Here is a 25,791-nt window from a genome sequence, read left to right on the forward strand (position 1 = left end):
CCCCCTTTACACTTCTTTTTTCCCTGTTACATATTCATAGATTAAGGACTTCTTATAATCTTCAAGTTCTTCAATAACTTTTGTTTTATCAGCGATCAGCTTGTCGATACGAGATGTTTGTTCGTCTAAGTAGGAGACGATTTGGCGTTGTTCTTCTATTGATGGTACAGGTATTCTAATGCTTTCGATTTCACTTCCAACAATACTAGGAATAGCAGTTTGGGTTGAATAAACATCCCAGGGTAATGATATTAAGATATAATAGAGCCATCTTGGAAAAGCTCTATTTTCAAAAATATGTGTATAAAACATTGTATCAACTGTCCAAAAAGGTTGGTTAATTATTAATGGTTTTCCTATAGTACCCTTCCTACCGAACAATACAGACTCTTTATCATACAATTTTGTATTTGTATACTTAAATACTCCACCTGAACCAAATACGGGTATATGCCCACCATCGGTTTCAATCTCTTTACCATTCATCACTTTGGCGACAGTTTTAATTTGATTTAGTCCCCAGCGACTAGGAATAGCTCCAATCCACTCAATCCCACTATCTTTCATTTCCACATTCGGGTCTAAGCCTTTTGTCACCGCTTCTGTTATGAGTGATTGTTTGTATTTTTTTAGTTCTTCGATGGATTGTTGGGTTTGTTTTAATATATTATCAACTTTTCGTGTGATTTCATTTAATATTTTAACTATTTTCTCTTGTTCTTTTAGATTAGGATAAGGAACAGGGTTATTATTTACTTGATTAACTGTTATTTGCGGAATTGCTGTATTATCAAATTCAAACCAATTATCTTTTAATCCATCACCGCAATATTTTAGAAACATTATATTGATTTCATTTGAAAATACTTTACTGTATATGGTTGTCTGTGTAGATGTTGCTGTTTTATCTACAACTTTAATGTGTCCTATTGAGTTCCCGCGAGCAGGGATTACCAAATCTCCGCTCTCTAATAATAGTTTTTTGTTTTCTGTATATCCAAAAAATTCATTTCCCTGAGTCGCACTATATACAGGTATTGAATCCTCTGTCTCTCTATCTAATAAATCGCTTTTCAATAGAGTTATACCCATTCCAGACTTCGCAAACCTTTTATATTTTACCAAAAGCCAATCCTCCGGAATCTCTCCAATCCATTCAATTCCGCTGTCTTTCATTTTTCTAGTCAACGTTTTCCACATCCTTCCCTGATAGTGCTTGGAAGTTTGCGACAATTGATTCCTCTAATTTTTTGATGCGTTCAGCAATGACTTCTGAAGGCTCTGGTGCTGTATACTTATAAAACAGTCTTGTAAAGGGAATTTCATAACCTATCTTATCTTTTTTGCGGTCCATCCATGCATCTGGGTTGAATGGTAATACTTCTCTCTCAAAATAGGCATCTATATCTTCTTTTAAAGGAATGTCTTCTGTGTCACGTAATTTCGCATCAGGTTTTGGGTCACCGTTCTTTTTACGGTCGATTTCTCCATTTTCATCTTTCAACGGACTTTCCACAGTGACACGTGTAAAACCAAATTCTTTATTATCAAAAACTTTCGATTCAACAACACGTTCATCTAAGTAATATTCATCATTAGTAAACTCTCCGTAAGCTTTGACAATCATGTCACGACATTCTTCCGAAATATCAACACGCTTTTCACCAATGTTCTTCCTACGTTTTTCAAACATCTTCGAAGCATCAATGAGCTGCACTTTTCCTTGACGTTCAGCAGATTTATTTTTCGTAACGATCCATATGTATGTTGAAATACCTGTGTTATAAAATAAATCATTTGGCAATTGAACAATCGCTTCCAACCAATCATTTTCAATCACATACTGGCGGATTAAACTTTCACCTGCTCCTGGATTACCAGAAAACAATGCCGACCCGTTATGAATAATTGCCATTCGTCCAGTCTCTTTTAACTTTGAAATCCCGTTTAACTGAAACAATAATTGCCCATCACTGATTCTTGGTAGTCCAACCCCGAATCGCCCATTTTCACCAAGTTCATGTTCAGCCTTTACAGCATTTTGGTCACCCTTCCAATCAATCCCAAATGGAGGGTTAGAAATACAGTAGTCAAAAGTATAGCCTTCGAAAGCATCTTTTGATAGGGTACTGCCTAATGCCATATTGTCTGGATTTCCTCCACGAATCATCGTATCAGCCTTTGCGATTGCGTATGTTTCAGGGTTTAATTCTTGACCAAAGGTTGCAACTTCTGCACTTTCATTCATCTCATGAATTCGTTCTGTCATGGCTGACAACATTTGTGATGTACCCATCGTTTGGTCATATACCGTCTTCACCACATCTTTTCCAGTTAAAGTATCCTGATCTTCAACTAACAATAAATCTGTCATTAAATAAATAATATCCCTGCTCGTAAAGTGTGCCCCAGCTTCCTCGTTATAACTTTCCGAGAATTTTCTGACAAGTTCTTCGAAGACATATCCCATATCTGTACTCGTCATCTTGTCTGGGCTTAGATCAACTTCTTTTTTACTAAATTCCTGGATGACATAAAAGAGGCGATCGTTTTCTGCTAAATTACTAATCTCTAAATCGAATTTAAAGTTAGCTAGAATATCCTGCATATTTTCTGAAAAGCCATTTATATAGGCTCTAAAGTTTGTTTCAATATTTGCTGGGTCTGCAAGCAATGTTTCGAAGGTATAAAGATTCGTATTATAAAATGAATAGCCCGAAGCATTCGTCAACATTTTATTCCGCATGGTGTCATTCATATTTTCTGTTTTCTTTGCGACATCTAATACAGCATCACGAGTTGGTTTTAAAGTATCATGTAATCGTTTGATCACTGTCATCGGTAAAATTACCTTACCGTATTCATGAGGCTTATAAAGTCCGCGTAAAATATCTGCTACACTCCAAATTAAATTAGCCTGTCTTTGTACATTAATTGATGTTTGTAAGTTTCGATTAAATTCATTCATTTTGTTCGCTCCTATTTCTCAAATTCTAAAATATCATCCACACGACAATCTAAAGTCATGCAGATTTTTTCAATACTCTCGAGTGATATGTATTCATTTCTTCTCATCCGTGTCGTAATATTTCCCGAAAAACCTGCTTGCTTTTCTAATTCTCTTGTTGTCATATTTCGTTCATCTAATAAGTGAAATAACTTTTCATAACGTACACCCATTTCACTTCCTCCTCATCTTGAACGATTTCTTTCTACCTACCTATCATCATATCACGAGGACGTGAAGCGGTCGCTTAAAACTATAAATATTCGTATATTTTTGTCGATTTAAATAGATTTAATTTTCCTTTTTTAAAAAGGGGTTCGAATCGGTGAAATTATTCGCTTATAGGTGAGGGACATATTTACAACTGTGAAATTTGTCGAAAAGATTCATAAGTGAAAAGACAGATTAGACAAACACACAGATGGATCATTCCCCTCATCGTTCCTTGACAATTGAATAGCTTTAAAAATTTACAGGTAAAGGAGGTGTGTATTTTCTGTGTGTGATATTGAAAATATTCCAGCGGAAATGAAAGAGCATGATATATTTTGCTGCTGGAAAGAAGAAATGCGAAATGGAAAGAAAGCAAAAGTACCGTATAACGCAAGGACAGGCAGTCGTGCAAGTCCAAATGATTTAAGCACTTTTTCTTCGTATGAAGATGCGGTGAAAGTCATGGATGACTATACTGGCATAGGCTTCATTGTCAGCCATGACATTTGTGCCATTGATTTAGATGACTGTGTCAATGAAGCGGGAGAATTAAACGAAATTGCACAAAACATTTTCTACAATTAGTGAAAAAGCATACAGAAATCAGTACAATCAATCCTGAATTAATACGGGAATTTGTCGATAAAATTATCGTCTACCAAGCAGAGAAAGTTGATGGAAAACAAGAACAACGCATTAAAATCTACTACAACTGTATTGGAGCAATTGAAATAGAACCAAATGCAAAGATGCAGACCAGTTGATTGGAACGTAAGGTGGCGACTCCTGCGGGAAAAGCATGAGTCTTGAGACCCCGCAGGAAGTGAACTTCTTCCGAGGAGGCTCAAGCCATGCCCGCGGAAAGCGTCCACCTGAAGGGCAAATCAACGGTGTTAGAAGGCAAGATAAAAAGTAGTAAATAAACTCGCAGCAATAAACGGGACTAATGGAACTTTTGTAATATTTTTATGTGCAAACAGTTCTAGTAAAATCACAGCAAAACCGCCAATAATATAAGTGAATAAAAAGGTGAAAATGAAGAAGTCGAGCGGTGTAATCATCGTTAATACCGAAAATAGCTGAATATCGCCGTAGCCTATTTTTTCTTTAAACAAAAGATAGAAGATATGCAGCACTGCGACAATAAATAGATCAGTTCCTGCTTCTAAATACTCAAGATCAGTTAAAAATAAACCGGAAATAAATAATAATATCAACATATGAGATGGAATAAGCATTGTATCGTAATCATAAATGGACAGCGGAATTATAATACTGACTAATAAATAATAAAGCAGCATATTGTCATAGCTGAGCGGTACAATAACCGGCAAAACGAAGAGTACAATTGTCAGTATTTCTACGAATAAATAACTATTTGAAATCTTAAACTGACAATGCCTGCAGCGTCCTGCATTTTTTAAAAAGCTGATCACCGGTATTAAATCGCTGATACTCAATTCATTTCTGCATGAATCACAGTGGCTTCTTCTCGTTAAGAATGAAATATTATCAGTTTGTGTCAGTGCGTAAAGAAACGATGCAAGTACGCCGCCCATGATTATTAATAGAATCATATTTAACCTCCGCTTCGTGATAATCACAATATAAGGACAAAATAAATTGTTGTAAAATCGCAAAAATTTAATAACTGTGTCATAATCTGCGCAATTTTTTAATTTTTTTATCATTTTTACGAATAAAGAAAAATTAGATGGTCAGTAATTGAAAATTTGTTAATTTATTATTAAACAGAAAAAATCCGCACACATTTCTGTGTACGGATTGAGCAATTTGCTTAAACTTATTCGTATATACCTTCCGGTACAGTTATACCGCTCTCATCATACTCTCCATAATTACCGAGACCGGATGCAATTTCTATATGCAGCATTTCACCCTCAGTAATACCAGGTGCAGACGACATATAGGCAATATGAACCAGCTCCTGGCTTTCCTTATCTACTACACCCACTACCCCATTCTTCTGCTGAGATGTATCGGCATTAGTAAACTCAACGTTGAATAATGTACCGAATGTATCATGCAGTACAGTTTCTGTACCGATGTTATGAAGGTAATAATTATCATCATCTTCCGATACATTTATAACTTCTGAACTCTCCATAAATGCATCGTAAAGATTAGAATATGAACCATAATATATTTGATCTGCAGGTGCCTGTCCTGTATAGTCATTCCACATTCCGCCCTCATTTACGAACAATGATTCCGAATTTGCATAAGCATAAGGAACGACAGTACTTGTTGCAGGATCGAACTGTCCAGAGAACACTTCCATCTCTTCTCTTTCATCAATCTCTGCTGTCAGCCCCGCCATATCATTATCTGCTGGTGTTTCAGTATTACCTGCAGCATATAAATTAATAACCATAAATGTTTCAGCATAATATGTTGTGACATCTTCTTTAGGCATCATAACTTCTTCAATAGATGCATCTGATTCACTTGCGCTGCTGAGCGTTTCTCCAATACCGGAGTTCAACTCAAACTTAGTTGTCATCTCAGTACCATCAGCACCTGTCACAGTCTCATCAATGGGAGCAAAGTCTATATTCCTTTGCTCTGACGTGCCAGCTGCAGTATCTCCTTCGGCATCATCTGAAGCAGCATTGTCTGAACTGTCATCTTCCATTGAACTATCAGACTCTGTTTCTGTGCCGGTTTCACTATCTGTATCCGACTCAGTGCCGCTGTCCATTTCTGAATCAGACTCTGTATCTTCGCTTTCTGTTTCCGCTGAATCTTCACTTTCTGAGTCATTCGTTTCTTCCGTCGCGTCTTCTGATGCATCCCCTTCTGCATCAGTTTCAGTGTCTGTTTCAGACTCAGATTCCGTTTCTGCACTTTCTTCTTCTGCAGCATCATCTTCCGCCGTTTCTTCTGCTGCATTGTCTTCAGCTTCTTCTGTCGTTTCTGCACTTTCTTCTGCTGGTTCTTCAGATTCTCCGGATCCGCATCCTGCTATAAACAGTAAACTTGCAAATAGCATCATTAAATACTTAATAAAATCCATCCCCTTTGAATATATTTAAATAACTCAAATGATATTATGTAACATTCCCTGTAAATTTTAAAATAAACAGAATATTACTAATTTTAGACATAAAGTTGACACAAAGGCACATCTCTTCATTAAATTCTGAATTGATTAAATTGTTCGTCATTTTATTTTCTCAATGATAAACTGTTTTCATATATACAAAGGGGGATTTAAATTGAGTTTAAAAGAAAAGCTTTTTCAAAAACTTGAAGAGAAAGAACAGCAGATGATTGAAACGAGACGGCACTTGCATGCCAATCCGGAACTTTCATTTAAAGAGGAAAATACAGCTAAGTTTATCGAGGATTTTTATCGTGACAAGGATGTTAAAGTTACGGCAAATGTTGGAAATGGTTACGGGATTATCGTTGAGATTAACGGTAAGTCTTCAGGACGGACGATTGGACTCCGTGCTGACTTTGATGCCTTGCCGATCCAGGAAGAAGCAGATGTTGAATTTAAATCGACGAATGACGGCGTGATGCATGCTTGCGGACACGACGTACATACCGCTTACCTGCTCTATTTAGGTGAAGCGCTGATTGAATTAAAGGATGAATGGAACGGAACGATAAAACTGATTCACCAGCACGCAGAAGAAGTGCCGCCGGGCGGTGCCAAAAGTATTGTTGAATCAGGTATTTTAGATGATTTAAACGAAGTTTACGGTATTCACATTTTCCCTATGCTGGAAGTCGGCCAGGTTGGTTTAATTTCAGGCAACTCTATGGCCGGCCGCTCTAACTTTGATTTAACCATACAGGGTTCAGGCGGGCATGGTGCAATGCCTCATACAACACATGATGCACTTGTTGCCGGCAGTTACTTTGTCGCTGAAGCACAAACGATTGTCTCCCGACGTATGGATCCAATGGACTCTGTCGTTGTGTCAGTTACAGCGTTCGATGCACCAGGCGGCTATAACGTCATTCAGGATAAAGTGACGCTTCGGGGGACTGTCCGCTATTTAAATGAAGACAATAAAGTACCTGCCTATGAAGCAATGAAAAAAATTACTGAAGGTATAGAAAACTCATTTGATGTTAAATGCGACTTAGACTATGTGTATGACTATCCTGTTGCATACAACCACCCGCAGGAAACTCAATATGTTGAAGATATTCTTACACACAGTGTCGGTACCTATCTTGATGAAATCGTGCATCCTAAACCATCCAGCGGTTCTGAAGATTTTGCTTACTACACTCAAAAAACACCAGGGACATTTATTCATGTTGGTTCAAAGCCTGAAGGTGTAGAACATCCATATCCAAACCATCACCCTAAGTTTGATGTACATGAAGGCGCACTTTTAATCAGTGCTAAAACATTAGGGTATGTCGTCCTCGGCAGACTTGAGGGTTAATGTAATTTATAAACAAAAGACAGACAAAGGGGTTTGATTACATGTCAGGTATGGATTTTGCCAACTCCCCTGTCGTATGGATTTTCGGTTCTGCGATAGTGGCGCTGGTTATTTTTCAGGCAATAAAATTTTTATCGTTATCTAAAAAAGCAGCTAGAGAAATTGGTATGAGTGATTCAGAAATCAAACGTGCAGTTAAAACAGGCAGTATTACTGCAATCGGTCCATCAATCGGGATTATTATCGTTGCTGTTTCACTGATTTCATTAATTGGAAATCCGCTGACTATGATGAGGATCGGTGTCATCGGTTCAGCTCCCATTGAAAGTATGGGTGCACAACTGTCTGCAGAATCTGCTGGTGCTACATTGGCTGGTGAAGGATTTACACCTGAAATATTTAATCTCGTCGTATGGACTTTATGTATCGGCGGTGCCGGCTGGATGATATTTACATTCTTCGCCACACCTTACTTAAGTAAAATTCAAACCAAATTAACAAGCAAGCCTAAAGGTGAATATTTAATGAGTATAATCGCCAGCGGTGCCATGATTGCTGTGTTTGGATCATTAACCGGCGCTGAAATGATTAAAGGTGCACCTTATATTTTTACGGCAGCAGTGGCTGTAATTTCATCACTCACTTTTAACTATATCGCGAATAAAAAAGGAATTAACTGGCTGAAAGAATGGTCACTCGGATTCTCAATCCTGATCAGCTTAGCTGCAGTTTATTTCTTTATATAAAATGGAGGGGTTTTAAATGAATGAATTTAGAGCAGCCTCTCACAGATGGGGCCGTATTACTATAGGGTTAGGAATTCTTATATCATTAGCAATGCCGTTATATATATCATTTGTTATGGGATATCATCCCGGTTTTTCATTAATTATTAACAGCTTCCTAGCCTATGCAGCTGTTGTAGCGATTGTCTGGTTTTTAGAACCGATTATGTACTTCCCTGTACTCGGTGTTTCAGGAACTTATGTTGCCTTTTTTACAGGTAATATTTCTAATATGTGCTTACCGGCAGTTGCATCGTGCCAGGAAGCAGTTGGTGTGGAACCCGGAACCGATAAGGGTGAAATTGTCGGTACACTGGGAATCAGTGCAGCATCACTCGTTAATAAGATTATACTTATTCCTGTAATATTAGCAGGCTTATGGCTGTTAACAGTCATACCGGAAAGTGTTCAGGAAGTATTTCCATATGTACTCCCTGCAATATTCGGTGCCGTTCTTGCACAGTTTGCCGGAAAGTATCCAATCTACGGTGTGTTAGCGCTTATTATCGGAATACTGGTCAATATGGCACCTATTCCATTATTCACTAAAAATGTACTCTGTATTGTTCTGCTAGTATGTATTATGCTGGCTGCAGGAAAATTAAAATCTAAGAAAGCTTAAAATAAAGTCCCCGGAATCTAATGATTCGGGGACTTTATCATATTGTTATACATTCCAAATCAGTCTGGATATAATGGATTTGAAATTACACATCTCTTTAATCACCTCCCGATAACTTCAACAATTTTCACCATGGCACCCGATTTCGGACGACAGTGCACGAGATTTAATCCGCCTCTATCCGCGAATCCTTGTCACACCGCATATTGGATCAAACACAGATGAAGCCCTTAGCAACATGAAAGAAACCAGCTTTGAAAACTTTGAAGAAACATTTAAAACCGGACACTGTGATAATTTATTATAGAGCACATGAATTCACCCGAAACCATCTGGTTTTGGGTGTTTTTTCTAGCTTTGTGAGTTTTGGGCGACGTCGTCATTTTCACCACATCATCCCAAACCCTTCGGACGACGTCGTCATTTTCACCACATCATCCCAAACCCTTCGGACGACGTCGTCATTTTCACCACATCATCCCAAACCCTTCGGACGACGTCGTCATTTTCACCACGTCATCCCAAACCTTCCGGACGACGTCGTCATTTTCACCACGTCATCCCAAACCTTCCGGACGACGTCGTCATTTTCACCACGTCATCCCAAACCTTCCGGACGACGTCGTCATTTTCACCACGTCATCCCAAACCTTCCGGACGACGTCGTCATTTTCACCACGTCATCCCAAACCTTCCGGACGACGTCGTCATTTTCACCACGTCATCCCAAACCTTCCGGACGACGTCGTCATTTTCACCACGTCATCCCAAACCTTCCGGACGACGTCGTCATTTTCACCACGTCATCCCAAACCTTCCGGACGACGTCGTCATTTTCACCACGTCATCCCAAACCTTCCGGACGACGTCGTCATTTTCACCACGTCATCCCAAACCTTCCGGACGACGTCGTCATTTTCACCACGTCATCCCAAACCTTCCGGACGACGTCGTCATTTTCACCACGTCATCCCAAACCTTCCGGACGACGTCGTCATTTTCACCACGTCATCCCAAACCTTCCGGACGACGTCGTCATTTTCACCACGTCATCCCAAACCTTCCGGACGACGTCGTCATTTTCACCACGTCATCCAAACGTCTTTTTTTTCTGTATATTCGCCTCTTAATAGCTATGTTGCTTTCTAAATTCCAATCCTCTCGCTCTCCACATAAAAAAAAGCGATACTTTCACATGAAAGTACCGCGCTTTATCAAAAATATTATTGTAATCTCTTAATAACTGCTTTAGCAACAGCCTCAGCTGATGCGGGGTTTTGCCCAGTAACAAAACTGCCGCTGGACACGACGTTTTCTTCTCCAGCTGCACCAGCGACGAAACCTGCACCGTTTTCTTCAAGTTTTGTTTGAAGCATAAATGGCATGTCCTCAGATAATTTTGTAGCATCTTCCTCAGCATTAGTAAATGCTGTCAGCTTTATACCATCCACTAAATATTTTCCATCTTTAGTTTTGGCATCCGCAAATGCTGCAGGGCCGTGACATACTGCACTGACAATTCTGCCTTGATCTTTAAAGTATGCCATAATATTTTGAATATCAGGGTCTCCAGGGAAATCGTACATCGCACCGTGTCCGCCAGCTAAGAATATCGCATCATAGCCTTCGTATACAACATCTTTAACACGCTCGGTTTTCTGAAGCAGCTTTGTAACTTCAGTAAATTTCTCATCATTACTGCCGTTTTCTACAGAGTTCGGGTCAACAGGAACACTTCCGCCTTTAGGTGATGCAATATCAACTTTAAATCCGGCACTTTGGAATGCAATATAAGGTTCTGCTGCCTCTGACAGCCAAACACCAGTTGGTTTATCTTTGTCACCTGAAATTCTATCGTGGCTTGTCACAATTAAAAGTATAGATTTACTCATAGTTATATCCACTCTCCTTTTTATTTATTTACCCTGATTACTTAAACACTAATCTCAAACTGATACAAAGATATAAGCATATTTAAACGATAAAAACCGCTATCCATAAGGACAGCGGTTCTGCTTTATTCTTCATCTTTTTGTTCTACCAGTTTTTCTACATCGGACACTACTTCCGCCTGCGGGAAGGTATTGTCGCCGGAGTCAACTCCAGGGTAGTCTTTAATAATTGTTCCGTTCTCATCGATTAAGTAGAACGCTGTACCATGCGTGACCTGGTCACTGCCTTCTGGCGGCGGTGCAACGATTGTTTTGAAGTTATCTTCAGCAAATCCTCTAATAAATTCATAATCGTAACCTGTCAGGAACTGCCAATCTGTATCTTCAGGAATATCATACCATCCTGCATATTCCGTTAAAACTTCAGGTGTATCGACTTCAGGATCAACAGAGAAACTCATTACTCCATAGTTCTCGATGCCCTTTTCATCCAATTCCTGTGTGACCTGAGTCATATTTTGAGTCATCGGCGGGCAAACAGTCGCACAGTTCGTAAAGATAAAGCTGAGGAGCCATACTTTACCATCCATATCTTCTCTAGTGAACGTTTCATCATTCTGATTCGTCACTTCGAAGTCCTGTATTTCATCACCGTACCGGCTCATCGGCTCTACTGCGCCTGCACTGCATGCTGATAAAAACATCAGTGAAGCCAAAACCGCAATTAACCACTTTTTCAAGTGTGTCCCCTCCTACATTTCATCTTACTACCAATGTTATCAAAAATTAAAAATTCTGTGCGTGAAAATTATGCACTTTCTATGACTAATCATTGTCTAGAGGGTCACAATTTTGGTCGTACTCCGCTCATTATCCGGATTCACATATAAGATGTGCTCCATACGTTCTTTCAATTCTTCGACGTGCGAGATGATGCCGATTGTTTTTCCTGTTGTCTGCAGATCAATCAAAGTAGATATCGCAACTTCCAGTGTTTCGTGGTCGAGCGTGCCGAATCCTTCATCAATCAGCATGGTATCCAGTGTAATTCCGCCGGATTCCTGCTGCAGCGTTTCATTTAAAGCGAGTGCCAGTACGAGTGAAGCCTGGAAAGTTTCTCCGCCGGACAGTGAATTAATATTGCGTGCCTGGTTATTGTAGTAATCAAAAACTTCTATATCCAGGCCGCTGTAACGGTTCACTTTTTTCTGACTCCGCTGCAGTTTATAACGGTGGTTCGTCATGGCCGTCAGTCGGACATTGGCGAGTTCTAAAATACGTTCTAAGTAATACGTTAAAACATAGCGCTCCAGCGAAACTTTTTGTCCCTTTTTCCCCTGCACTGCATCGACGAGTTCATTCAGCTGGCTGAATTCATCATAAGATGCATTAAACGTATCAATTAAACCGGATAAGTAATCCCTCGACTGGAGATTGCGATTTTTTCTTTCGTTAACAGCAGCATAATATTCGCGGGCTTTATCGAGTGTTTCTTCTGCTTTTTTAACATTTTTGTCATCTTTTTCAGTATTAACTTTCTCTTTGGTCTCGAGGTTTTTAGACAGCTCATCCAGCTGATTTTTAAGCGTTCTATTACTCTCATCAAATGTTTTAACCTTATCTTTTTTATCAGTAATCGTTTCATCATTAATAATACTGTGGAGCACACTTAAATCGGTGAATTGATGTTCAGACATAAAGGCATCAATACTCTTTTTAAATTTCTTCATACCTGCATCTGTTTTATCGAACTCTGCAGTCAGCGACTTCACCGCTGCATCCGTCACTTCTTTTTGTTTAGTCAGTTCATTGACCGTCTCTTTTAACTGATTCAGATTGCTCTGAAATTCATCGATGGATTCTTTTTCCTGAACCATAAATTGTTTAAAGTCAGGAAAGTTTTCAAAACCGGTCGCTTCATTGAATTCAACTCGCTTATCTGACAGCTGTGCATCATTGTTTTTGAGTTCTTGTAAATTTAAAGTTAAACCGTGCATTGCTTCATTTTTTGAAGAAATATCTTTGTTCAGCTGATCTTTTTTCTGAATGTCTTCATTTGTCTCTTTAAGTGCCGCTTCAATCTCATTTTTTTCTTCTTCTACTGACTTCAGTTCAATATGAAGCATGTCCTGATCCTGATATTCTTTATCTTTCAAGACCTCATCAATCACATCGATTCTCATTACATATTTTTGATTGGCTGTTTCGAGTCTGCTGATTTCGTCATTAATTGCAGTCAGCTCCATACGGTCTTCGTCTGACAAACCAGCGGATTCAGGGAAAGTCAGCACAGTCTGTTCACAGACCGGGCACGCTGTGCCCGGTTCAAGGTGATTGATTAGATGATTAATCGTCTGAATTGTATCCTCATCATAGCCTGCTAAATTGCTGTTAAATAACGACAATTTGTCTTTTTGCGCATTTACCGCATCGTTATTCTTATCAATACTGTGATTGATTTCCAAACGTTCGTTAATCAGCTGCTGATACTGTTTGGCCGATTTAATATCTTCAGTCAGACGATTATACTTGCCGTTAATATCCCCAACTTCCTGCTGCAGCGCCAGAGCGACCGCATGCGTCGCAGTCAGAGACTCAAATTCAGCTCTCATATTTTTAATATTTATCTCAAGCAGACTGATTTCATCTTCTTTTTCTTTCAGTTTTTGTTTACTGTCTGTAATATCCTGATTCAATGTTTCATAATTAGAAGATAAAAACCCTTCCATCTTAAAATACTTCTTATGACGCTGGTTTATATCCGGAAGTTTTTTTTCAAGCTCTGATAATTCATCTGTTTTAATTTTTAGATTATCATTCAGCTCTTCTTGTCTCGTTTTCTCTTTACCGAGTGAATCGGTCAACTCCATAATAGACTCATCTAATTCCTTATGACGGAGCAGTTCGTATTTAATTGCAGACACTTTGTCGAACTGGCTGATCTCATCACGCCAGCTGTCGATAGATGCAGCCTGCTGATTCAACTGTGTGTGTTCGTCTGTTAAGGCGTTTATTTTATCTATTTTTTCGTTATGCTGGGTTTTCTCTACAAGAATCTTTTGTTTTTCATCCAGCTCAGTTTTTAATCTTTTACCCTCTTCAGCGAGTTCTTCCAGTTTCTTCTGATAACTGAAGTTGATGCCGTCATTATATTCAAGAATCATCTTGTAGTTTGGAAAGTCATGCTGTTCGGTGATATCTATATCTTCTGTGTGGATGTGCTTAATCTGCTCGTTAATTCTGAGATCCAGTTTTTCCGCTTCTTTAGACTGTTCTTTTAACTTCTCTTTTAAATTTAATTCAAAGTTTAAAAATCGCCCTGTCTGAAACAGTGTACGCAAAATATCCTGCTTATCTGTACTTGAAGAAACGAGCAGTTCTTTAAATTCACCCTGGGGCAGGATTAATATTTTTCTGAACTGATCTCTATTCAATTTAACAATATCTACTACTGCATCTCTGACTTCATTTAGCTTGGATGCGATAATGTCACCATCTCCGCTGTACAGTACTGCCTTTGGCGGTGTCGCACTCTTATTGCCCGGTTTATGATATTTCAGCGTCCGCTCGACAGTGTACTGTTGGCCTCTAACTTCAAATACTAATTTGACTTCAGCCTGCTGATTATCCGGCGCGAATTGACTGCGGAGTGATTCCTCGTCACGGCCGGTCGTCGATGCACTCCCGTACAGAGCGTATACTATCGCATCAAAAATCATCGTTTTCCCTGAGCCTGTCCGTCCGCTGATTAAAAACAATTTATTGTTGAGGCTCTGGAAATTAATTTCTTCAGACTCAAATGGTCCGAAATAATTTACTTTCAAGTTAATCAGTTTCATTTGGCTCTCCTAGAAAATATGACTTAAACATCGACTTATCAAAGTCAGTGACATCTCTGTCCAGCGTTGTTTCTATAAATGATTGGTAAATATCTTCGTCACTCGTCGTTGTCATATCGACCGTTGTCAGCTCTGATGCACGATCTTCAAGCAGCGGCTTTAATTCGAGTGTATTCGGATAGATCATTTTAATTTTACTCATCGGCTCCGTGACGTAGCTCATATTCGATAATTCAAATTTAAAATACGCATCTTTATCTTTAAAAGTGACCGTTTCATTGATCACATCTTCGTAATCACCTGTATAAACAACTACATCATGCTGCGGCTCAAGCGGTATAAAAGATACTTTTTCTTCTTTTGTATCAATGATCCGGAATCCTTTAGGCTGCTTCCATTCTGAAAATGAATATTTTAGCAAGGAGCCGCTGTAAAATGACTGTGTACTGTTGACTGCAAACGGATGATGGAGGTGTCCTAAAAGCGTATAGTCAAAATGATTGAAGGTATCTTCCGCGACCGCTTCACTCAAACCCATCGATAAGGGACGTTCAGAATCACTGGCAATACTGTCAGATAAGTACAGATGACCAATCAGTATGTTGGTCTTACTGTTATCCAGCACGCTGTTAATTTTTTCGAGAATTTTATCGTAAGCATCCTGATGAGACTCGATACTGTCATCCTCAAAATAATTTCTCGCTTCCAGCACTTCGATATGCGGCAGAAGATAAAAATCCGTATCCCCGATTGTAACCGGAAGATGTGCATTGTCTATTTCAGTATTTATGTAAAAATCTGTCGCTTTAAACCACTCGCTGCCGTAATTCAGTCTTTCCCGGCTGTCGTGATTGCCGCTAATGACAAGTAGCGGTTTTTTAAGAGTAATATTTATACGATAAAGCGTGTCGTTCGCTAATTTCAAAGCGCGCTGAGAAGGATTGGCGCGGTCAAAAATATCCCCTGCGACAACGACCAGATCAATATGTTCTGATTCAATTTTTTCCATTAAACGCTCAAGTATATACGATTGATCATCGATCAAATCGAGACCGTTCATCTTGCGTCCAATATGCCAGTCACCCGTATGTAAAATCCGCATTGCAGTCACCTCTTATTTTCATTATATTGATTTTATCATATTTATAATAAGACGAAAGACTCTCACCGGCAAAAGACCGGGAGAGTCTGATTTTATTTGAGCTGCTGGATTGTAATAATTAAATCATCTAACTTGCTTTCCATGCGGTGAAGCAGGAAGAAAGTGATTACCACCGGAAATCCAACGTCGCTCACAAAAGGTATCCAGTCCATTTTACTTCAGCACAGTTGTTGCTGTATTAACGATTTTTGCAGAGTACAAAGAAACCGGGATTCCTTGTGACGGACGCATAATGTCTTCCGCGATTAAACGCGCTGCTTCCGCTTCTACTTCTTCAGCCGTAATACCTTCTTTTGGATTGTTTACAGTTAGGGTAAATCTTTTATTTTGATTTGTGTTAAAAACGAGTACTAATTTTTCATCCATTGCTTTTCCTCCTCTCTATTTAAATATTAAATGTGATTACTGAACGATGTGTGTCACTACTTTTTCAACGATAGAATACTGTTCGCCGGTCAGATTTTCGTATACACTTGCCAGTGTATTAATGCCGTCGTCACTGGCATCAGTTGCCAGACGATTCAGTGTGCGCGACTTAGTCACTTCTTTACCCTCTTCGTTCAAGACGAAGTAAAATAACTTTGCACTTAGGCCTTTTATCATGTTCCCACCTCCCTTCACACTATATATCGTCACAAATAATTAAATGGACAAACAAAGTTTAAAATCTGTATAATGTGAAGTAAGTAGAGGTGATTACGATGTCATTTGATATTTTCATGATTTTAATTGCGATATGGACATTTATAATGCTCGGTGCAATGGCTATTGGCGGTTTTTTCATGTTTAGAAAATTTCTGAGACGGATGCCTAAAGGTGACGGCTATTCAGAACTTGACTGGCAGGATTTTTATATCGAAAAAGCGCTGCCGCTCTGGAATCAAAACGCACGGGACCTGTTGAATGAACTGGTCAGCCCGGTTCCTGAACTGTTCAGAGATGTAGCTAAAGAAAGAATTGCAGGAAGAATTTCTAAAATCGCTTTAGATGAAGGTGTAAAGACCATTGAGCTCGATCAGATAATGAAGGGCTATATTATTGCAACGCCGAAGAAAGATCATAAATTTATGAAGAAAAAATTAAAGCAGTTGGATATAGATTACACGCCTTATTTAGAACTGTTTGAACTGGCGGATGATGAGAAACAGAAATTCTCAATTTTTGAACAAACTGAAAAAGTAAAAGCAGACAGCAAACCATCTTAAAATGGCTTGCTGTTTTTATTTGAAGATTTTAGGCGTTCATTTATAAAATCCAAATAACCGTTGTCTTTTACAGGTCCGCTTCATCAAAATCCAACTCTGCCAATACAAAAAACAGGCCATCAGCTGATGGCCTGCTGTTTCTTAAATTCGTTGTGTTTTTTCAGCATCGACAGACGCCAAATTCCTATCATGACGAAGGCCAGCAGGAAAAACATGCCGCCGATTTCGCCAGGTGTCGTGTTTAGCGAGAATATATATTTCAAAGCGATTCTTAACAAAAGCAGCCCCATTAATATTATAGGGAATGCTTTGGTCTGCTTAACGTACAATTCATCACGCTTCACTTCGTATTTCGTCGTCCATATCAGGACGATAGAGAATACGGCACCAATAATAACTGTTTCCGCAATATGAACCCAGGATAACCTGAAGTAAGGAAAGATATACATCAATGCGCCTGTAGACATCATGATGGGCGGGATGACTATTTTCTTTAAAGTCAACGGCGTTTTGCTCGCATGCTTCCGGACAAAAATCACGGCAATCCCCATGACTACTGCCCCGATCGATGCAATCAGAAAGAGTTCTTCTTCGATTGATTCTAAAAACTCTATCATCTTAAAACCCCTGGAAGTCTCCAAAGAACGGCTGCAGCCAAATAATAATCTGCGTTAATCCGTCAAAGTATAATAATATTCCCATCAGTATCATGATTACGCCGCCGATTTTCATAATTACGTTTGAATATTTTAACATCCAGCGTGTCTTCGATACGAAGAAGCTTAAAACGAAGAACGGCACGCCAAAACCAATACAGTAAACGACCATCAGCATTAAAGCGTTGCTCGGTGCTGAAGCACTCATTGCAAAAATTGCACCGATGATCGGTCCGTTACATGGTGTCCAGCCTGCTGCAAATGCCATACCGATTAATATGGAACCGATAAAGCCCGAAGGTCTATTTTTAAATTCTACTTTATGGTTTTTCAGCAGGAAATCAAATTTCAGGACACCTGTGATCACCAGTCCAAAGACAATGATTAAAATGGCTCCAATTTGACGGATCAAATTGCCGTACTCTACCAGATAACCGCCTAAGAATGATGTTCCAAAGCCTAAAGCGATATAAATAATACTAAATCCTATTAAGAAAAACAATGTATGTAAAATGGCTCGCCCATTAAATTTCTGTTTTTCAACCTCGTTGTAGCTCATGCCTGTAATATACGACACGAAGGCCGGGAAAACCGGCAGTACACACGGGGACACAAAACTCAGTACACCTGCTCCAAAGGCAAGGAGAAATGTTACTTCTGATCCCATTAAAATACCCCCATTCAGAATTAGTATATCAAATCTGACGGGGGCTATGAATATATTAAACTGATTAATTATGACAAATTATTGTTGACTGTTTTGCAACTTGTACATTTTATAGTAAATTCCCTTTAATTGAACCAATTCATCATGTTTGCCGCGTTCAACAATTTCACCTTTATTTAGAACGAGAATTTCATCGGCGTCTTGAATTGTCGACAGTCTGTGCGCAATGGCTAAAGTCGTTCTGCCGCTTCTCATTTTCATTAATGATGCTTGAATTTTTTCTTCGGTGGAAGAATCTATATTTGCTGTTGCTTCGTCCAGGATTAGAATTTTAGGATCCGTTGCCATCGTTCTGGCAAATGCCAGCAGCTGGCGTTCTCCGCTCGAAAAATCCGCACCTTTTTCAACGACTTTTTCATCGTAGCCGCGCGGCAGTTTATTTATGAAACTGTCCGCACTGACAAATTCAGCTGCACGCTTCACCTGTTCAAAAGTCATCTCGCTGTGGTAAAGCTTAATATTCGACGCTGGTGTCCCGTAAAAAATAAATGGATCCTGCAGCACCAGACCGATATTTTTTTTCATTTCTTCTTTAGGCAGAGTTTTAATCGAATGTCCGTCAATTTCAATACTGCCATGTTCAAACTCGTAAAACCTCATCATTAAGTTAATGATAGAACTCTTGCCTGAACCGGTATGACCGACAAGTGCTGTCGTCGTCCCCGGGGGTACTGTAAAACTGATATTTTTAAGCACATTATTTTTTCCGTCATAACTGAAAGTCACATCTTTAAACTCAACACAGCCGTTCGTTATTTCCTGGTTTTTATCAGCAGCCTGAGCTGGTTCATGACGATTTTCATCGAGGAGTGTAAATACTCGTGACGCTGCAACTAGTGCTTGCTGGAATATATTTAAATTCTGACTGACCTGATTAATCGGTTCAAAAAAGCGCTCCATGTATTGAATGAAAGCAAAAATAACACCCGCTGTCACCGAAGTTTCAAAACTTAAAAATCCAAAATAGCTTAAAATAACAACGATGGACAAGATATAAATCATGTCGATTGCCGGCCTCAATAACAGGCCGTCCAGCTTAATTGTCCGTATATTATATTGATAATGTTCCTCGTTAATGACTGCAAATTCTTTTCTCAATCTTTTCTCCTGATTAAAGACCTGAATAATTTTCATACCTTCAATCGATTCCGCAAGTTTTGCATTCATATCACTTAAAAGACTGCGGGCTTGAGAGAAATATCGTGCAGAATATTTACGGTAAGTCAGCAAGATAAATACAATAACAGGCATAAAAATCAGTGCGATAAACGCCAGTTTGACATCGAGTATAAACATCATCACAAAGCTCGAAATTACCATGAATATTGCCATTAAAAATGTCCCAAGCACTGAAGTAAACATATCGACAATTGCCTGCGTGTCATTTGTCAGCCGGGAGACTACACTGCCGGAGGGGACTTTATCGAAATAAGTCATGCCAAGCTTGCCTATTTTTTCAAAGGCATCAATTCTCAATTGCTGAATCACTTTAAAAGCGAGGCGCTGTAGCAAATATATTTGCCAGTAGGTCGTCAGTACAGCGATAACATTAACGGTAATAAAAGCAATTATTAACCACATAATTTCGTCTTCCGGAAAAATCGAGGGTGTTAAATAATTATCGATAAAAATCATGACGAGATACGGTGTCATGACGCCCATTACAGTTGAAATAACAAGCATTGAAAATGCCAGTATCAACAATCCTTTAAAAGGCACTGTATATTTCAGAAGACGTACTAGCACTTTAAGCTGATCTTTCAGCGTTAAGTTAATCACATCAGCTGTCATTTCGGTCCCCCCTTTCCAGCGTTTCATCAAGGTCCTTCACTAGATGCTGACGCAGTGACTGCGCTTTAAATGTGTCATAATACCATCCTTGATCCTGAGTCAGCGACTCATGCGTACCTCTTTCTATAATGCGGCCATTTTCCATCACTAAGATTAAGTCTGCATTTCTGACCGCACTCATACGATGAGCGGTAATTATATTCGTTTTCCCGCTTCTATTTTCTTCAATATTTTTTAAAATTGCAGTTTCAGTTTCAGCATCGACTGCAGACAAGGAGTCATCTAGTATTAATATTTCAGGATCTTGAATCAAAGCCCGGGCAATCGAAATCCGCTGTTTTTGTCCGCCGGACAATGACACACCCCGTTCGCCGACGACAGTTTCATATCCTTCAGGAAACGATAAAATATCCTCATGTATATAACTGAGATCCGCAGCACGATAGACAGCTTCAATATTAATATCGGGATCAGTAAATGCGATATTATTTTTAATACTCGTTGAAAACAAAAAATTATCCTGGGGCACATACCCGAATAAATGCCTCAGCTTTTTAATATCATATTGCTTAATATCGATATCATTGACCCTGACAGTATTGTTGTCTGCAGTATCAAATTCACGAAGCAGCAGCCTGATAAGTGAACTTTTTCCGGAACCCGTGTGCCCGACAATACCTAAAGTCTCGCCCTCTTTTAAAGTAAAATGAATATCAGAGAGCGATACTTCATCTTCACCGGGAAAGGCAAAACGGTCAATATCAAATGTAATATTTCCTGAAGGCAGACGATCAGTTGTTACTCCATCATCGATATCACTGGCCGTGTTCATGATGTCTTCAATTCGTTCGTAGGATGCTTTCCCGCGTTCGATTAAATTAAAGAACCAGCCGAGTGCCAAGAGCGGCCAAACCATCATACCGAGGTAAGTTGTAAACGTGACCAGCTGGCCCAGAGTAATTTCATCTGCAATCACCATACGTGCGCCAAAAAATATAGACAGAAAATAGCTGATTGCAATAATCGCTGTAATTGTCGGATCGAACAACGCATCAACTTTGGCTACTTTTAAGTTCTTATTCACAACATCATCCGATAAGTCGGCGAAGTCTTTTAAATCTTCGTTTTCGTAGCCGAAAGTTTTTGTAACTTTGATACCCGCAATGGACTCCTGGGTTTTATCGTTTAAAGAACTGAAAGCCGCTTGAGCAACACGGAACAGCCTACTTAAAATCGTGCCGTACCAGCTCGTTAATATCACCATAAAAGGCAGCGGAATCATCGCAATTAAAGTCAGTTTCGGACTAACGGTCAGAGCCATAGTAATCAAAACTGCACCGCCCGTAATGACCGAATCTGCGATTGTTAAAATCCCCGCGCCTGCCGTCATCTGAACGGCATTAATATCATTTGTCGCATGCGCCATCAAATCCCCTGTCCGGCGTTTGCCGAAAAATGAAGGCGACATAGATGAATATTTTTTAAACAGCTGCTCGCGCAGCGTCAAACCGAGTCTGTTCGAGGCACCAAAAATCATAATGCGCCAAAAAAACCGGAATATGTAAGTTAAAACCGCAACAATAATCAGCATGACTCCGAATAAAATCAGCGTATTTGAAGTCAGAGTATCTGTCGTAATTAAATCGATCACCCGCCCGATGACTTGCGGCGGCACCAGTTCCATCAAAGCGACCAGTCCAAGCATTAACAAACCGATTAAATAACTTTTCTTCTCGAGCTTAAAAAACCAGCCGAGCTTTTTAAACACACGCATTGGTGCTCTCCCCCTTTGTTCCACAGCACTAATTCATCTTGAATTTTACCATATATTTCGGAAATTGAAATAAATCTTACGGCTGATTTAAACATGTTTTATATGCATAAGAAAAACCGCAGCTTTTTTAAGCCGCGGTTTGAAAATCCAATTATTTTAATATGACAAGCTTGCACCCGGACCGACCGGAATTCCTAAAAACATCCAAATGACAAACATAATAATCCAGGCAATCAGGAAGACGACGGAATATGGCAGCATTAATGAAATGACTGTCCCGATTCCATTTTCTTTACCGTAGCGCTGGGCAAAAGCCACAACAAGCGGGAAGAATGGCATGAGCGGCGAAATAATATTCGTCGATGAGTCGCCGATTCTATACGCAATCTGAGTCACTTCAGGCGCAATGCCCAGCTGCATGAACATCGGCACGAAAATTGGCGCCATAATGGCCCATTTCGCCGAATCCGCTGCAATAGCCAGGTTGATCAGCGTCGTAATTATAATAAAAACAACGAGCACCGGCATGCTCCCGATATTTAAATTCTCTAACAGACTCGCGCCGTTTACAGCAATGATCGTTCCCAGGTTAGAGAAATTAAACAGTGCAACGAACTGAGCTGCAAAGAATATCAACACGATAAAACCAGCCATTGTCTCCAATGAACCATCCATTAATTTAACGGCATCTTTATCGTTTTTTATCGTCTTATTGATTGCACCGTAAACAAGACCCGGCACGAGGAAAATCAGCATCATTATAAAAATGATACTCGAGATAAATGGCGAACCGATAATGCCGCCATCTTCACCTCTTAACGGTGAGCCGGGAAAAGCGACCAGACTTAAGATTGCGATTATCGTAATCACTGCAGAAATATTCGCCCAGTTTAAAGCCCGTTTTTCCTGCTTATTTAAATCTCTGTTCTCACTGACTTGATTGTTATCGAAATCAAATTTTTTAAGACGCGGTTCAACGATTTTATCAGTAATAATTGTCCCTAAAATAACGACCAGGAAGGTTGAAATGAACATGAAGAACCAGTTATCCGTCGCATTGACGATATAGTTGGCATCTAGAATACCTGCCGCTTCAGTTGTAATCCCTGATAAAAGCGGATCATTCGTTCCGATCAATAGGTTAGCAGAATAACCTCCGGCAACACCAGCGAAAGCCCCAGCAAGACCTGCTAACGGATGACGTCTAAAACCTAAGAATATGATTGCACCGAGCGGGACGAGCACAACATAGCCGACACTGGCAGCGACGTTTGACATCACACCCATAAAGACAACAATCGGAGTCACAAATTTACGCGGTGCTTTAGTCACAACATTTGTCATTAAGGAACTGATATAACCGCTTTTTTCAGCAACGCCGACACCGATCATTGCGACTAAAACAGGACCGAGTGCCACGAAGGTCGTGAAGTTTTCAACAACACTCGTAAACATAAAGCGGATTCCGTCACCGGTTAATAGACTGACTGCTTGCACAGTTAATTCTTCCTGCTCGCCAGATTCCGGATTAATTCCCACATAGCTGACGCTGACACCCGTTAAATATAAAACATGAGAAATAATAATCACTAACAATGTAAGTATTAAAAATATAGTTACGGGATGCGGTAATTTATTACCGGTATATTCAATCCAGTCCAGAACTGAACGTTTTTCTTTCAAACTTTTATTCATAGTAAACCCCTCTAATATAGAATCGCAGTTCATTATACTACGCCTTATTACTTTTTACTAGTGAGTAAGTTTATGATAATAAATGAATGCGTTTTCCGATTTATCGTATAAGTTCAAAGACAAAAAGAGAAGCACCCAAAGTATTTAACTTTAAGGTACTTCTCTTCACTTTTATTCTGCGTTGCCAAATGATGCATTTTCAAGTCGGATATTTCCAACAGGGTCAAGTCCAATATTGTTTACACCGTCATTGTTAACACCAAGCAGGAAGCTGGTATGGTTTAAATATACGGCAGGTGCATCATCGATAAGAATCTGCTGAACTTCACTGTAGGCTTCCTGACGGACTGTTTCATCTGCAGTTGTCCGTCCTTCATCCAGTAAAGCATCAACTTCTTCATTGCTGTAGAATGAACGGTTTCCTGGTGCGCCAAAGTTTTTAGAATGGAACAAAGCATATAAACCGTAGTCAGCATCAGCTGTTACCGTTGTCCAGCCGAGGATAAACATATCATGTTCCCCGTTAGCAGTCTGATCGAGGAATGCACCCCATTCTGACTGCTGGATTTCTACTTCAATCCCAATCTCACTTAAAGCACCTTGAATATATACTGCCGAATCGACGATCGCAGAATCATCGTTCACCCATAATGTTGTTGAGAAGCCATCCGGCTGGCTGGATTCACTTAATAATTCCTGAGCTTTGTCGATATCAACTTCGACACTTTCAAGACCTTCATCGTATCCCCAAACATCTGGTGCCAGCGGACTTTGCGCCGTTATACCGTAACCATCGTACACACCGTCAATAATCTGATCACGATCAACCGCATAAGCGATTGCCTGACGGATTAACGGGTCATCAAACGGTTCCTTGTCCATATTAAAACCAAGGTAGTTCATGCGAACAGAGTCACTTTCAATTAATTCTGTTGCATCGGCACTTTGTATTCTTTCTGCACTTGCTGTATCTACTTCTGCGGCGATATCAATGCCGCCTGTTTCCAGTTCAGCAAGACGTGCCTGAGTTTCAGGAATTACTCTGAAAATAACTTCGTCAAACTCACGTTCCCCATTTTGGAAATCCTCAAATTTTTCAAGCGTTACAGAATCACCAGGTGAACGATCTGCGAGCTGCAGGTGATTGGTACCATCAGTCTCATCACCAGTAACGGAACCGATGTATTCGCTGATTTCATCAGCAACAGCCTGGAACTCATCCCCGCCGGCTTCACGAAGTTCATAATACTCTTCTAATGTCACATCACTGCCGGCTTCATCTAATGCAGCCTGGTAGTCTCTGTCGATTAAATCTTTACTCATAATCCCACCTGCATTATGCGATAAATGCGCAGGCAGCGGAGCAAAAGCGTAGGCTGTATGTAAGTTGACTTCATAATCTCCAACGACTTTTACTTCTTCAATCATTTCGTAGAGGAAAGCCACCTGTGATGCAACGGCCGGGTCATTAACACGGTCAATAGTCGCTTTTACATCTTCAGCAGTGAACGCCTGGCCGCTGTGGAAAGTCGTTCCTTCACGCAACTTAAAATTCCAAACTGTATCTTCTGTTGCCTCCCACTCGGTCGCAAGACCTGGAGTTAATTCCAGATTCTCATCCTGGAAAATTAATGACTCGTAAATATTACGGCGAATCTGAGCACTCGCCGAGTCATTTGAACCATGAGGGTCAACAGTAACCATATCTTCCGACATACCGATATTTATCGTCCCGCCGGAACCATCCTCTGCGTTCCCTTCTCCACCAGCTGCTTCATCGACATTTTCATCACTTGAACATGCCGCTAACACTAGCATCAGTGTAAGAAAAAGTACATATGTAAATCCTTTTTTTGCCATTTATGTTAACCTCCAAAATATTTTGATAATTTGAATTATATAGAAAATAATGAATTTATGCAATATGATAATTTTTTCGCATAAAAATAAATATAAGATACAATTAAATGTATAAAAATACCCTTTAACTGCA

At 39.7% G+C, this 25,791-nt stretch carries 24 protein-coding genes; 6 read left to right on the top strand and 18 right to left on the bottom strand.

Going from position 1 to position 25,791, the window contains the following annotated elements:
- Positions 1-6: 6 nt before the first annotated feature.
- From IEU81_RS03055 to IEU81_RS03065, 3 genes are read right to left on the bottom strand one after another with little or no spacing between them, the layout of a single operon-like run.
- Positions 7-1,188, bottom strand: a complete 1,182-nt coding sequence (locus IEU81_RS03055; RefSeq protein ID WP_208454706.1) for a restriction endonuclease subunit S — start codon at positions 1,186-1,188, stop codon at positions 7-9.
- A complete protein-coding gene (locus tag IEU81_RS03060; RefSeq protein WP_186090224.1) occupies positions 1,181-2,968 on the bottom strand; it encodes a type I restriction-modification system subunit M in 1,788 nt (595 codons plus the stop codon). Before IEU81_RS03060 ends, IEU81_RS03055 begins: the two co-directional genes overlap by 8 nt.
- An 11-nt stretch (positions 2,969-2,979) precedes the next feature.
- Positions 2,980-3,180, bottom strand: a complete 201-nt coding sequence (locus tag IEU81_RS03065; protein WP_186090225.1) for a helix-turn-helix domain-containing protein — start codon at positions 3,178-3,180, stop codon at positions 2,980-2,982.
- Positions 3,181-3,574: 394 nt separating this feature from the next.
- Here IEU81_RS03065 and IEU81_RS03070 point away from each other — a divergent pair, with 394 nt between their 5' ends.
- Both IEU81_RS03070 and IEU81_RS03075 read left to right on the top strand, forming a co-directional pair.
- On the top strand, positions 3,575-3,805 hold the full coding sequence (locus tag IEU81_RS03070) for a hypothetical protein (protein ID WP_209725791.1): 231 nt from the start codon (positions 3,575-3,577) through the stop codon (positions 3,803-3,805).
- The gene (locus IEU81_RS03075; protein ID WP_231957158.1) at positions 3,805-3,984 is read left to right on the top strand and encodes a DUF4368 domain-containing protein; all 180 of its coding nucleotides are present in this window, start codon (positions 3,805-3,807) and stop codon (positions 3,982-3,984) included. The genes IEU81_RS03070 and IEU81_RS03075 overlap by 1 nt, the downstream gene beginning before the upstream one ends.
- Before the next feature lie 129 nt (positions 3,985-4,113).
- On the opposite strand, the gene IEU81_RS03080 is transcribed toward IEU81_RS03075, so the two are convergent.
- Positions 4,114-4,797 carry a prepilin peptidase gene (locus tag IEU81_RS03080; RefSeq protein WP_186090229.1) on the bottom strand — a complete coding sequence of 228 codons (684 nt, stop codon included), beginning with the start codon at positions 4,795-4,797 and terminating at the stop codon, positions 4,114-4,116.
- A gap of 227 nt (positions 4,798-5,024) precedes the next feature.
- On the bottom strand, positions 5,025-6,257 hold the full coding sequence (locus IEU81_RS03085) for a hypothetical protein (RefSeq protein ID WP_186090230.1): 1,233 nt from the start codon (positions 6,255-6,257) through the stop codon (positions 5,025-5,027).
- A gap of 202 nt (positions 6,258-6,459) precedes the next feature.
- On the opposite strand from IEU81_RS03085, the gene IEU81_RS03090 reads away from it, so the two are divergent.
- The 3 genes from IEU81_RS03090 to IEU81_RS03100 are packed head-to-tail and all read left to right on the top strand — an operon-like array spanning position 6,460 to position 9,057.
- Positions 6,460-7,650: an amidohydrolase gene (locus IEU81_RS03090; protein WP_231957159.1), complete on the top strand. Its 1,191-nt coding sequence runs from the start codon at positions 6,460-6,462 to the stop codon at positions 7,648-7,650.
- A gap of 41 nt (positions 7,651-7,691) precedes the next feature.
- Positions 7,692-8,396: a DUF5058 family protein gene (locus IEU81_RS03095; protein WP_186090234.1), complete on the top strand. Its 705-nt coding sequence runs from the start codon at positions 7,692-7,694 to the stop codon at positions 8,394-8,396.
- Positions 8,397-8,412: 16 nt separating this feature from the next.
- Positions 8,413-9,057 carry a small-conductance mechanosensitive channel gene (locus IEU81_RS03100; RefSeq protein ID WP_186090235.1) on the top strand — a complete coding sequence of 215 codons (645 nt, stop codon included), beginning with the start codon at positions 8,413-8,415 and terminating at the stop codon, positions 9,055-9,057.
- Positions 9,058-10,280: 1,223 nt separating this feature from the next.
- On the opposite strand, the gene IEU81_RS03105 is transcribed toward IEU81_RS03100, so the two are convergent.
- From IEU81_RS03105 to IEU81_RS03135, 7 genes are all read right to left on the bottom strand, one after another.
- Complete coding sequence (locus IEU81_RS03105) at positions 10,281-10,949, bottom strand: type 1 glutamine amidotransferase domain-containing protein (RefSeq protein ID WP_186090236.1); 669 nt, start codon at positions 10,947-10,949, stop codon at positions 10,281-10,283.
- Between the two features lie 125 nt (positions 10,950-11,074).
- Positions 11,075-11,689, bottom strand: coding sequence for an SCO family protein (locus tag IEU81_RS03110; RefSeq protein WP_092599138.1), 615 nt, complete (start codon positions 11,687-11,689; stop codon positions 11,075-11,077).
- 96 nt (positions 11,690-11,785) lie between these two features.
- Positions 11,786-14,788: an AAA family ATPase gene (locus IEU81_RS03115; RefSeq protein ID WP_186090238.1), complete on the bottom strand. Its 3,003-nt coding sequence runs from the start codon at positions 14,786-14,788 to the stop codon at positions 11,786-11,788.
- Positions 14,775-15,890 (bottom strand): exonuclease SbcCD subunit D, encoded by a 1,116-nt coding sequence (locus IEU81_RS03120; protein WP_092599144.1) that lies wholly within the window; start codon positions 15,888-15,890, stop codon positions 14,775-14,777. The genes IEU81_RS03115 and IEU81_RS03120 overlap by 14 nt, the downstream gene beginning before the upstream one ends.
- Before the next feature lie 92 nt (positions 15,891-15,982).
- Positions 15,983-16,102, bottom strand: a complete 120-nt coding sequence (locus tag IEU81_RS03125) for a YvrJ family protein (protein WP_092599147.1) — start codon at positions 16,100-16,102, stop codon at positions 15,983-15,985.
- Between the two features lies 1 nt (position 16,103).
- Complete coding sequence (locus IEU81_RS03130) at positions 16,104-16,316, bottom strand: DUF2922 domain-containing protein (RefSeq protein ID WP_186090240.1); 213 nt, start codon at positions 16,314-16,316, stop codon at positions 16,104-16,106.
- A gap of 36 nt (positions 16,317-16,352) precedes the next feature.
- The gene (locus IEU81_RS03135) at positions 16,353-16,553 is read right to left on the bottom strand and encodes a DUF1659 domain-containing protein (protein WP_092599153.1); all 201 of its coding nucleotides are present in this window, start codon (positions 16,551-16,553) and stop codon (positions 16,353-16,355) included.
- A 98-nt stretch (positions 16,554-16,651) separates the two neighbouring features.
- On the opposite strand from IEU81_RS03135, the gene IEU81_RS03140 reads away from it, so the two are divergent.
- Positions 16,652-17,155, top strand: coding sequence for a DUF2621 family protein (locus IEU81_RS03140; RefSeq protein WP_092599156.1), 504 nt, complete (start codon positions 16,652-16,654; stop codon positions 17,153-17,155).
- A gap of 119 nt (positions 17,156-17,274) precedes the next feature.
- On the opposite strand, the gene IEU81_RS03145 is transcribed toward IEU81_RS03140, so the two are convergent.
- The 6 genes from IEU81_RS03145 to IEU81_RS03170 all read right to left on the bottom strand — a co-directional run bounded on the left by IEU81_RS03145 (position 17,275) and on the right by IEU81_RS03170 (position 25,658).
- Positions 17,275-17,772 (bottom strand): CcdC family protein, encoded by a 498-nt coding sequence (locus tag IEU81_RS03145; RefSeq protein ID WP_092599159.1) that lies wholly within the window; start codon positions 17,770-17,772, stop codon positions 17,275-17,277.
- A gap of 1 nt (position 17,773) precedes the next feature.
- Complete coding sequence (locus tag IEU81_RS03150; RefSeq protein WP_092599162.1) at positions 17,774-18,478, bottom strand: cytochrome c biogenesis CcdA family protein; 705 nt, start codon at positions 18,476-18,478, stop codon at positions 17,774-17,776.
- Positions 18,479-18,556: 78 nt separating this feature from the next.
- Positions 18,557-20,329 (bottom strand): ABC transporter ATP-binding protein, encoded by a 1,773-nt coding sequence (locus IEU81_RS03155; protein WP_092599165.1) that lies wholly within the window; start codon positions 20,327-20,329, stop codon positions 18,557-18,559.
- Positions 20,319-22,103: an ABC transporter ATP-binding protein gene (locus tag IEU81_RS03160; RefSeq protein WP_186090242.1), complete on the bottom strand. Its 1,785-nt coding sequence runs from the start codon at positions 22,101-22,103 to the stop codon at positions 20,319-20,321. The genes IEU81_RS03155 and IEU81_RS03160 overlap by 11 nt, the downstream gene beginning before the upstream one ends.
- A gap of 156 nt (positions 22,104-22,259) precedes the next feature.
- Positions 22,260-23,798: an AbgT family transporter gene (locus IEU81_RS03165; RefSeq protein WP_186090244.1), complete on the bottom strand. Its 1,539-nt coding sequence runs from the start codon at positions 23,796-23,798 to the stop codon at positions 22,260-22,262.
- 171 nt (positions 23,799-23,969) lie between these two features.
- Positions 23,970-25,658, bottom strand: coding sequence for a glutathione ABC transporter substrate-binding protein (locus IEU81_RS03170; RefSeq protein WP_186090245.1), 1,689 nt, complete (start codon positions 25,656-25,658; stop codon positions 23,970-23,972).
- Between the last annotated feature and the right edge of the window lie 133 nt (positions 25,659-25,791).

It is taken from the genome of Jeotgalicoccus aerolatus, assembly GCF_014635205.1.
Taxonomy (GTDB): Bacteria; Bacillota; Bacilli; order Staphylococcales; family Salinicoccaceae; genus Jeotgalicoccus; species Jeotgalicoccus aerolatus.

Coding starts and splice junctions, on each gene's coding strand:
- IEU81_RS03060 (WP_186090224.1), bottom strand. CDS start 2,968: ATGAATGAATTTAATCGAAACTTACAAACATCAATTAATGTACAAAGA.
- IEU81_RS03065 (WP_186090225.1), bottom strand. CDS start 3,180: ATGGGTGTACGTTATGAAAAGTTATTTCACTTATTAGATGAACGAAAT.
- IEU81_RS03070 (WP_209725791.1), top strand. CDS start 3,575: ATGCGAAATGGAAAGAAAGCAAAAGTACCGTATAACGCAAGGACAGGC.
- IEU81_RS03080 (WP_186090229.1), bottom strand. CDS start 4,797: ATGATTCTATTAATAATCATGGGCGGCGTACTTGCATCGTTTCTTTAC.
- IEU81_RS03085 (WP_186090230.1), bottom strand. CDS start 6,257: ATGGATTTTATTAAGTATTTAATGATGCTATTTGCAAGTTTACTGTTT.
- IEU81_RS03095 (WP_186090234.1), top strand. CDS start 7,692: ATGTCAGGTATGGATTTTGCCAACTCCCCTGTCGTATGGATTTTCGGT.
- IEU81_RS03100 (WP_186090235.1), top strand. CDS start 8,413: ATGAATGAATTTAGAGCAGCCTCTCACAGATGGGGCCGTATTACTATA.
- IEU81_RS03105 (WP_186090236.1), bottom strand. CDS start 10,949: ATGAGTAAATCTATACTTTTAATTGTGACAAGCCACGATAGAATTTCA.
- IEU81_RS03115 (WP_186090238.1), bottom strand. CDS start 14,788: ATGAAACTGATTAACTTGAAAGTAAATTATTTCGGACCATTTGAGTCT.
- IEU81_RS03120 (WP_092599144.1), bottom strand. CDS start 15,890: ATGCGGATTTTACATACGGGTGACTGGCATATTGGACGCAAGATGAAC.
- IEU81_RS03125 (WP_092599147.1), bottom strand. CDS start 16,102: ATGGACTGGATACCTTTTGTGAGCGACGTTGGATTTCCGGTGGTAATC.
- IEU81_RS03130 (WP_186090240.1), bottom strand. CDS start 16,316: ATGGATGAAAAATTAGTACTCGTTTTTAACACAAATCAAAATAAAAGA.
- IEU81_RS03135 (WP_092599153.1), bottom strand. CDS start 16,553: ATGATAAAAGGCCTAAGTGCAAAGTTATTTTACTTCGTCTTGAACGAA.
- IEU81_RS03140 (WP_092599156.1), top strand. CDS start 16,652: ATGTCATTTGATATTTTCATGATTTTAATTGCGATATGGACATTTATA.
- IEU81_RS03145 (WP_092599159.1), bottom strand. CDS start 17,772: ATGATAGAGTTTTTAGAATCAATCGAAGAAGAACTCTTTCTGATTGCA.
- IEU81_RS03150 (WP_092599162.1), bottom strand. CDS start 18,478: ATGGGATCAGAAGTAACATTTCTCCTTGCCTTTGGAGCAGGTGTACTG.
- IEU81_RS03155 (WP_092599165.1), bottom strand. CDS start 20,329: ATGACAGCTGATGTGATTAACTTAACGCTGAAAGATCAGCTTAAAGTG.
- IEU81_RS03160 (WP_186090242.1), bottom strand. CDS start 22,103: ATGCGTGTGTTTAAAAAGCTCGGCTGGTTTTTTAAGCTCGAGAAGAAA.
- IEU81_RS03165 (WP_186090244.1), bottom strand. CDS start 23,798: ATGAATAAAAGTTTGAAAGAAAAACGTTCAGTTCTGGACTGGATTGAA.
- IEU81_RS03170 (WP_186090245.1), bottom strand. CDS start 25,658: ATGGCAAAAAAAGGATTTACATATGTACTTTTTCTTACACTGATGCTA.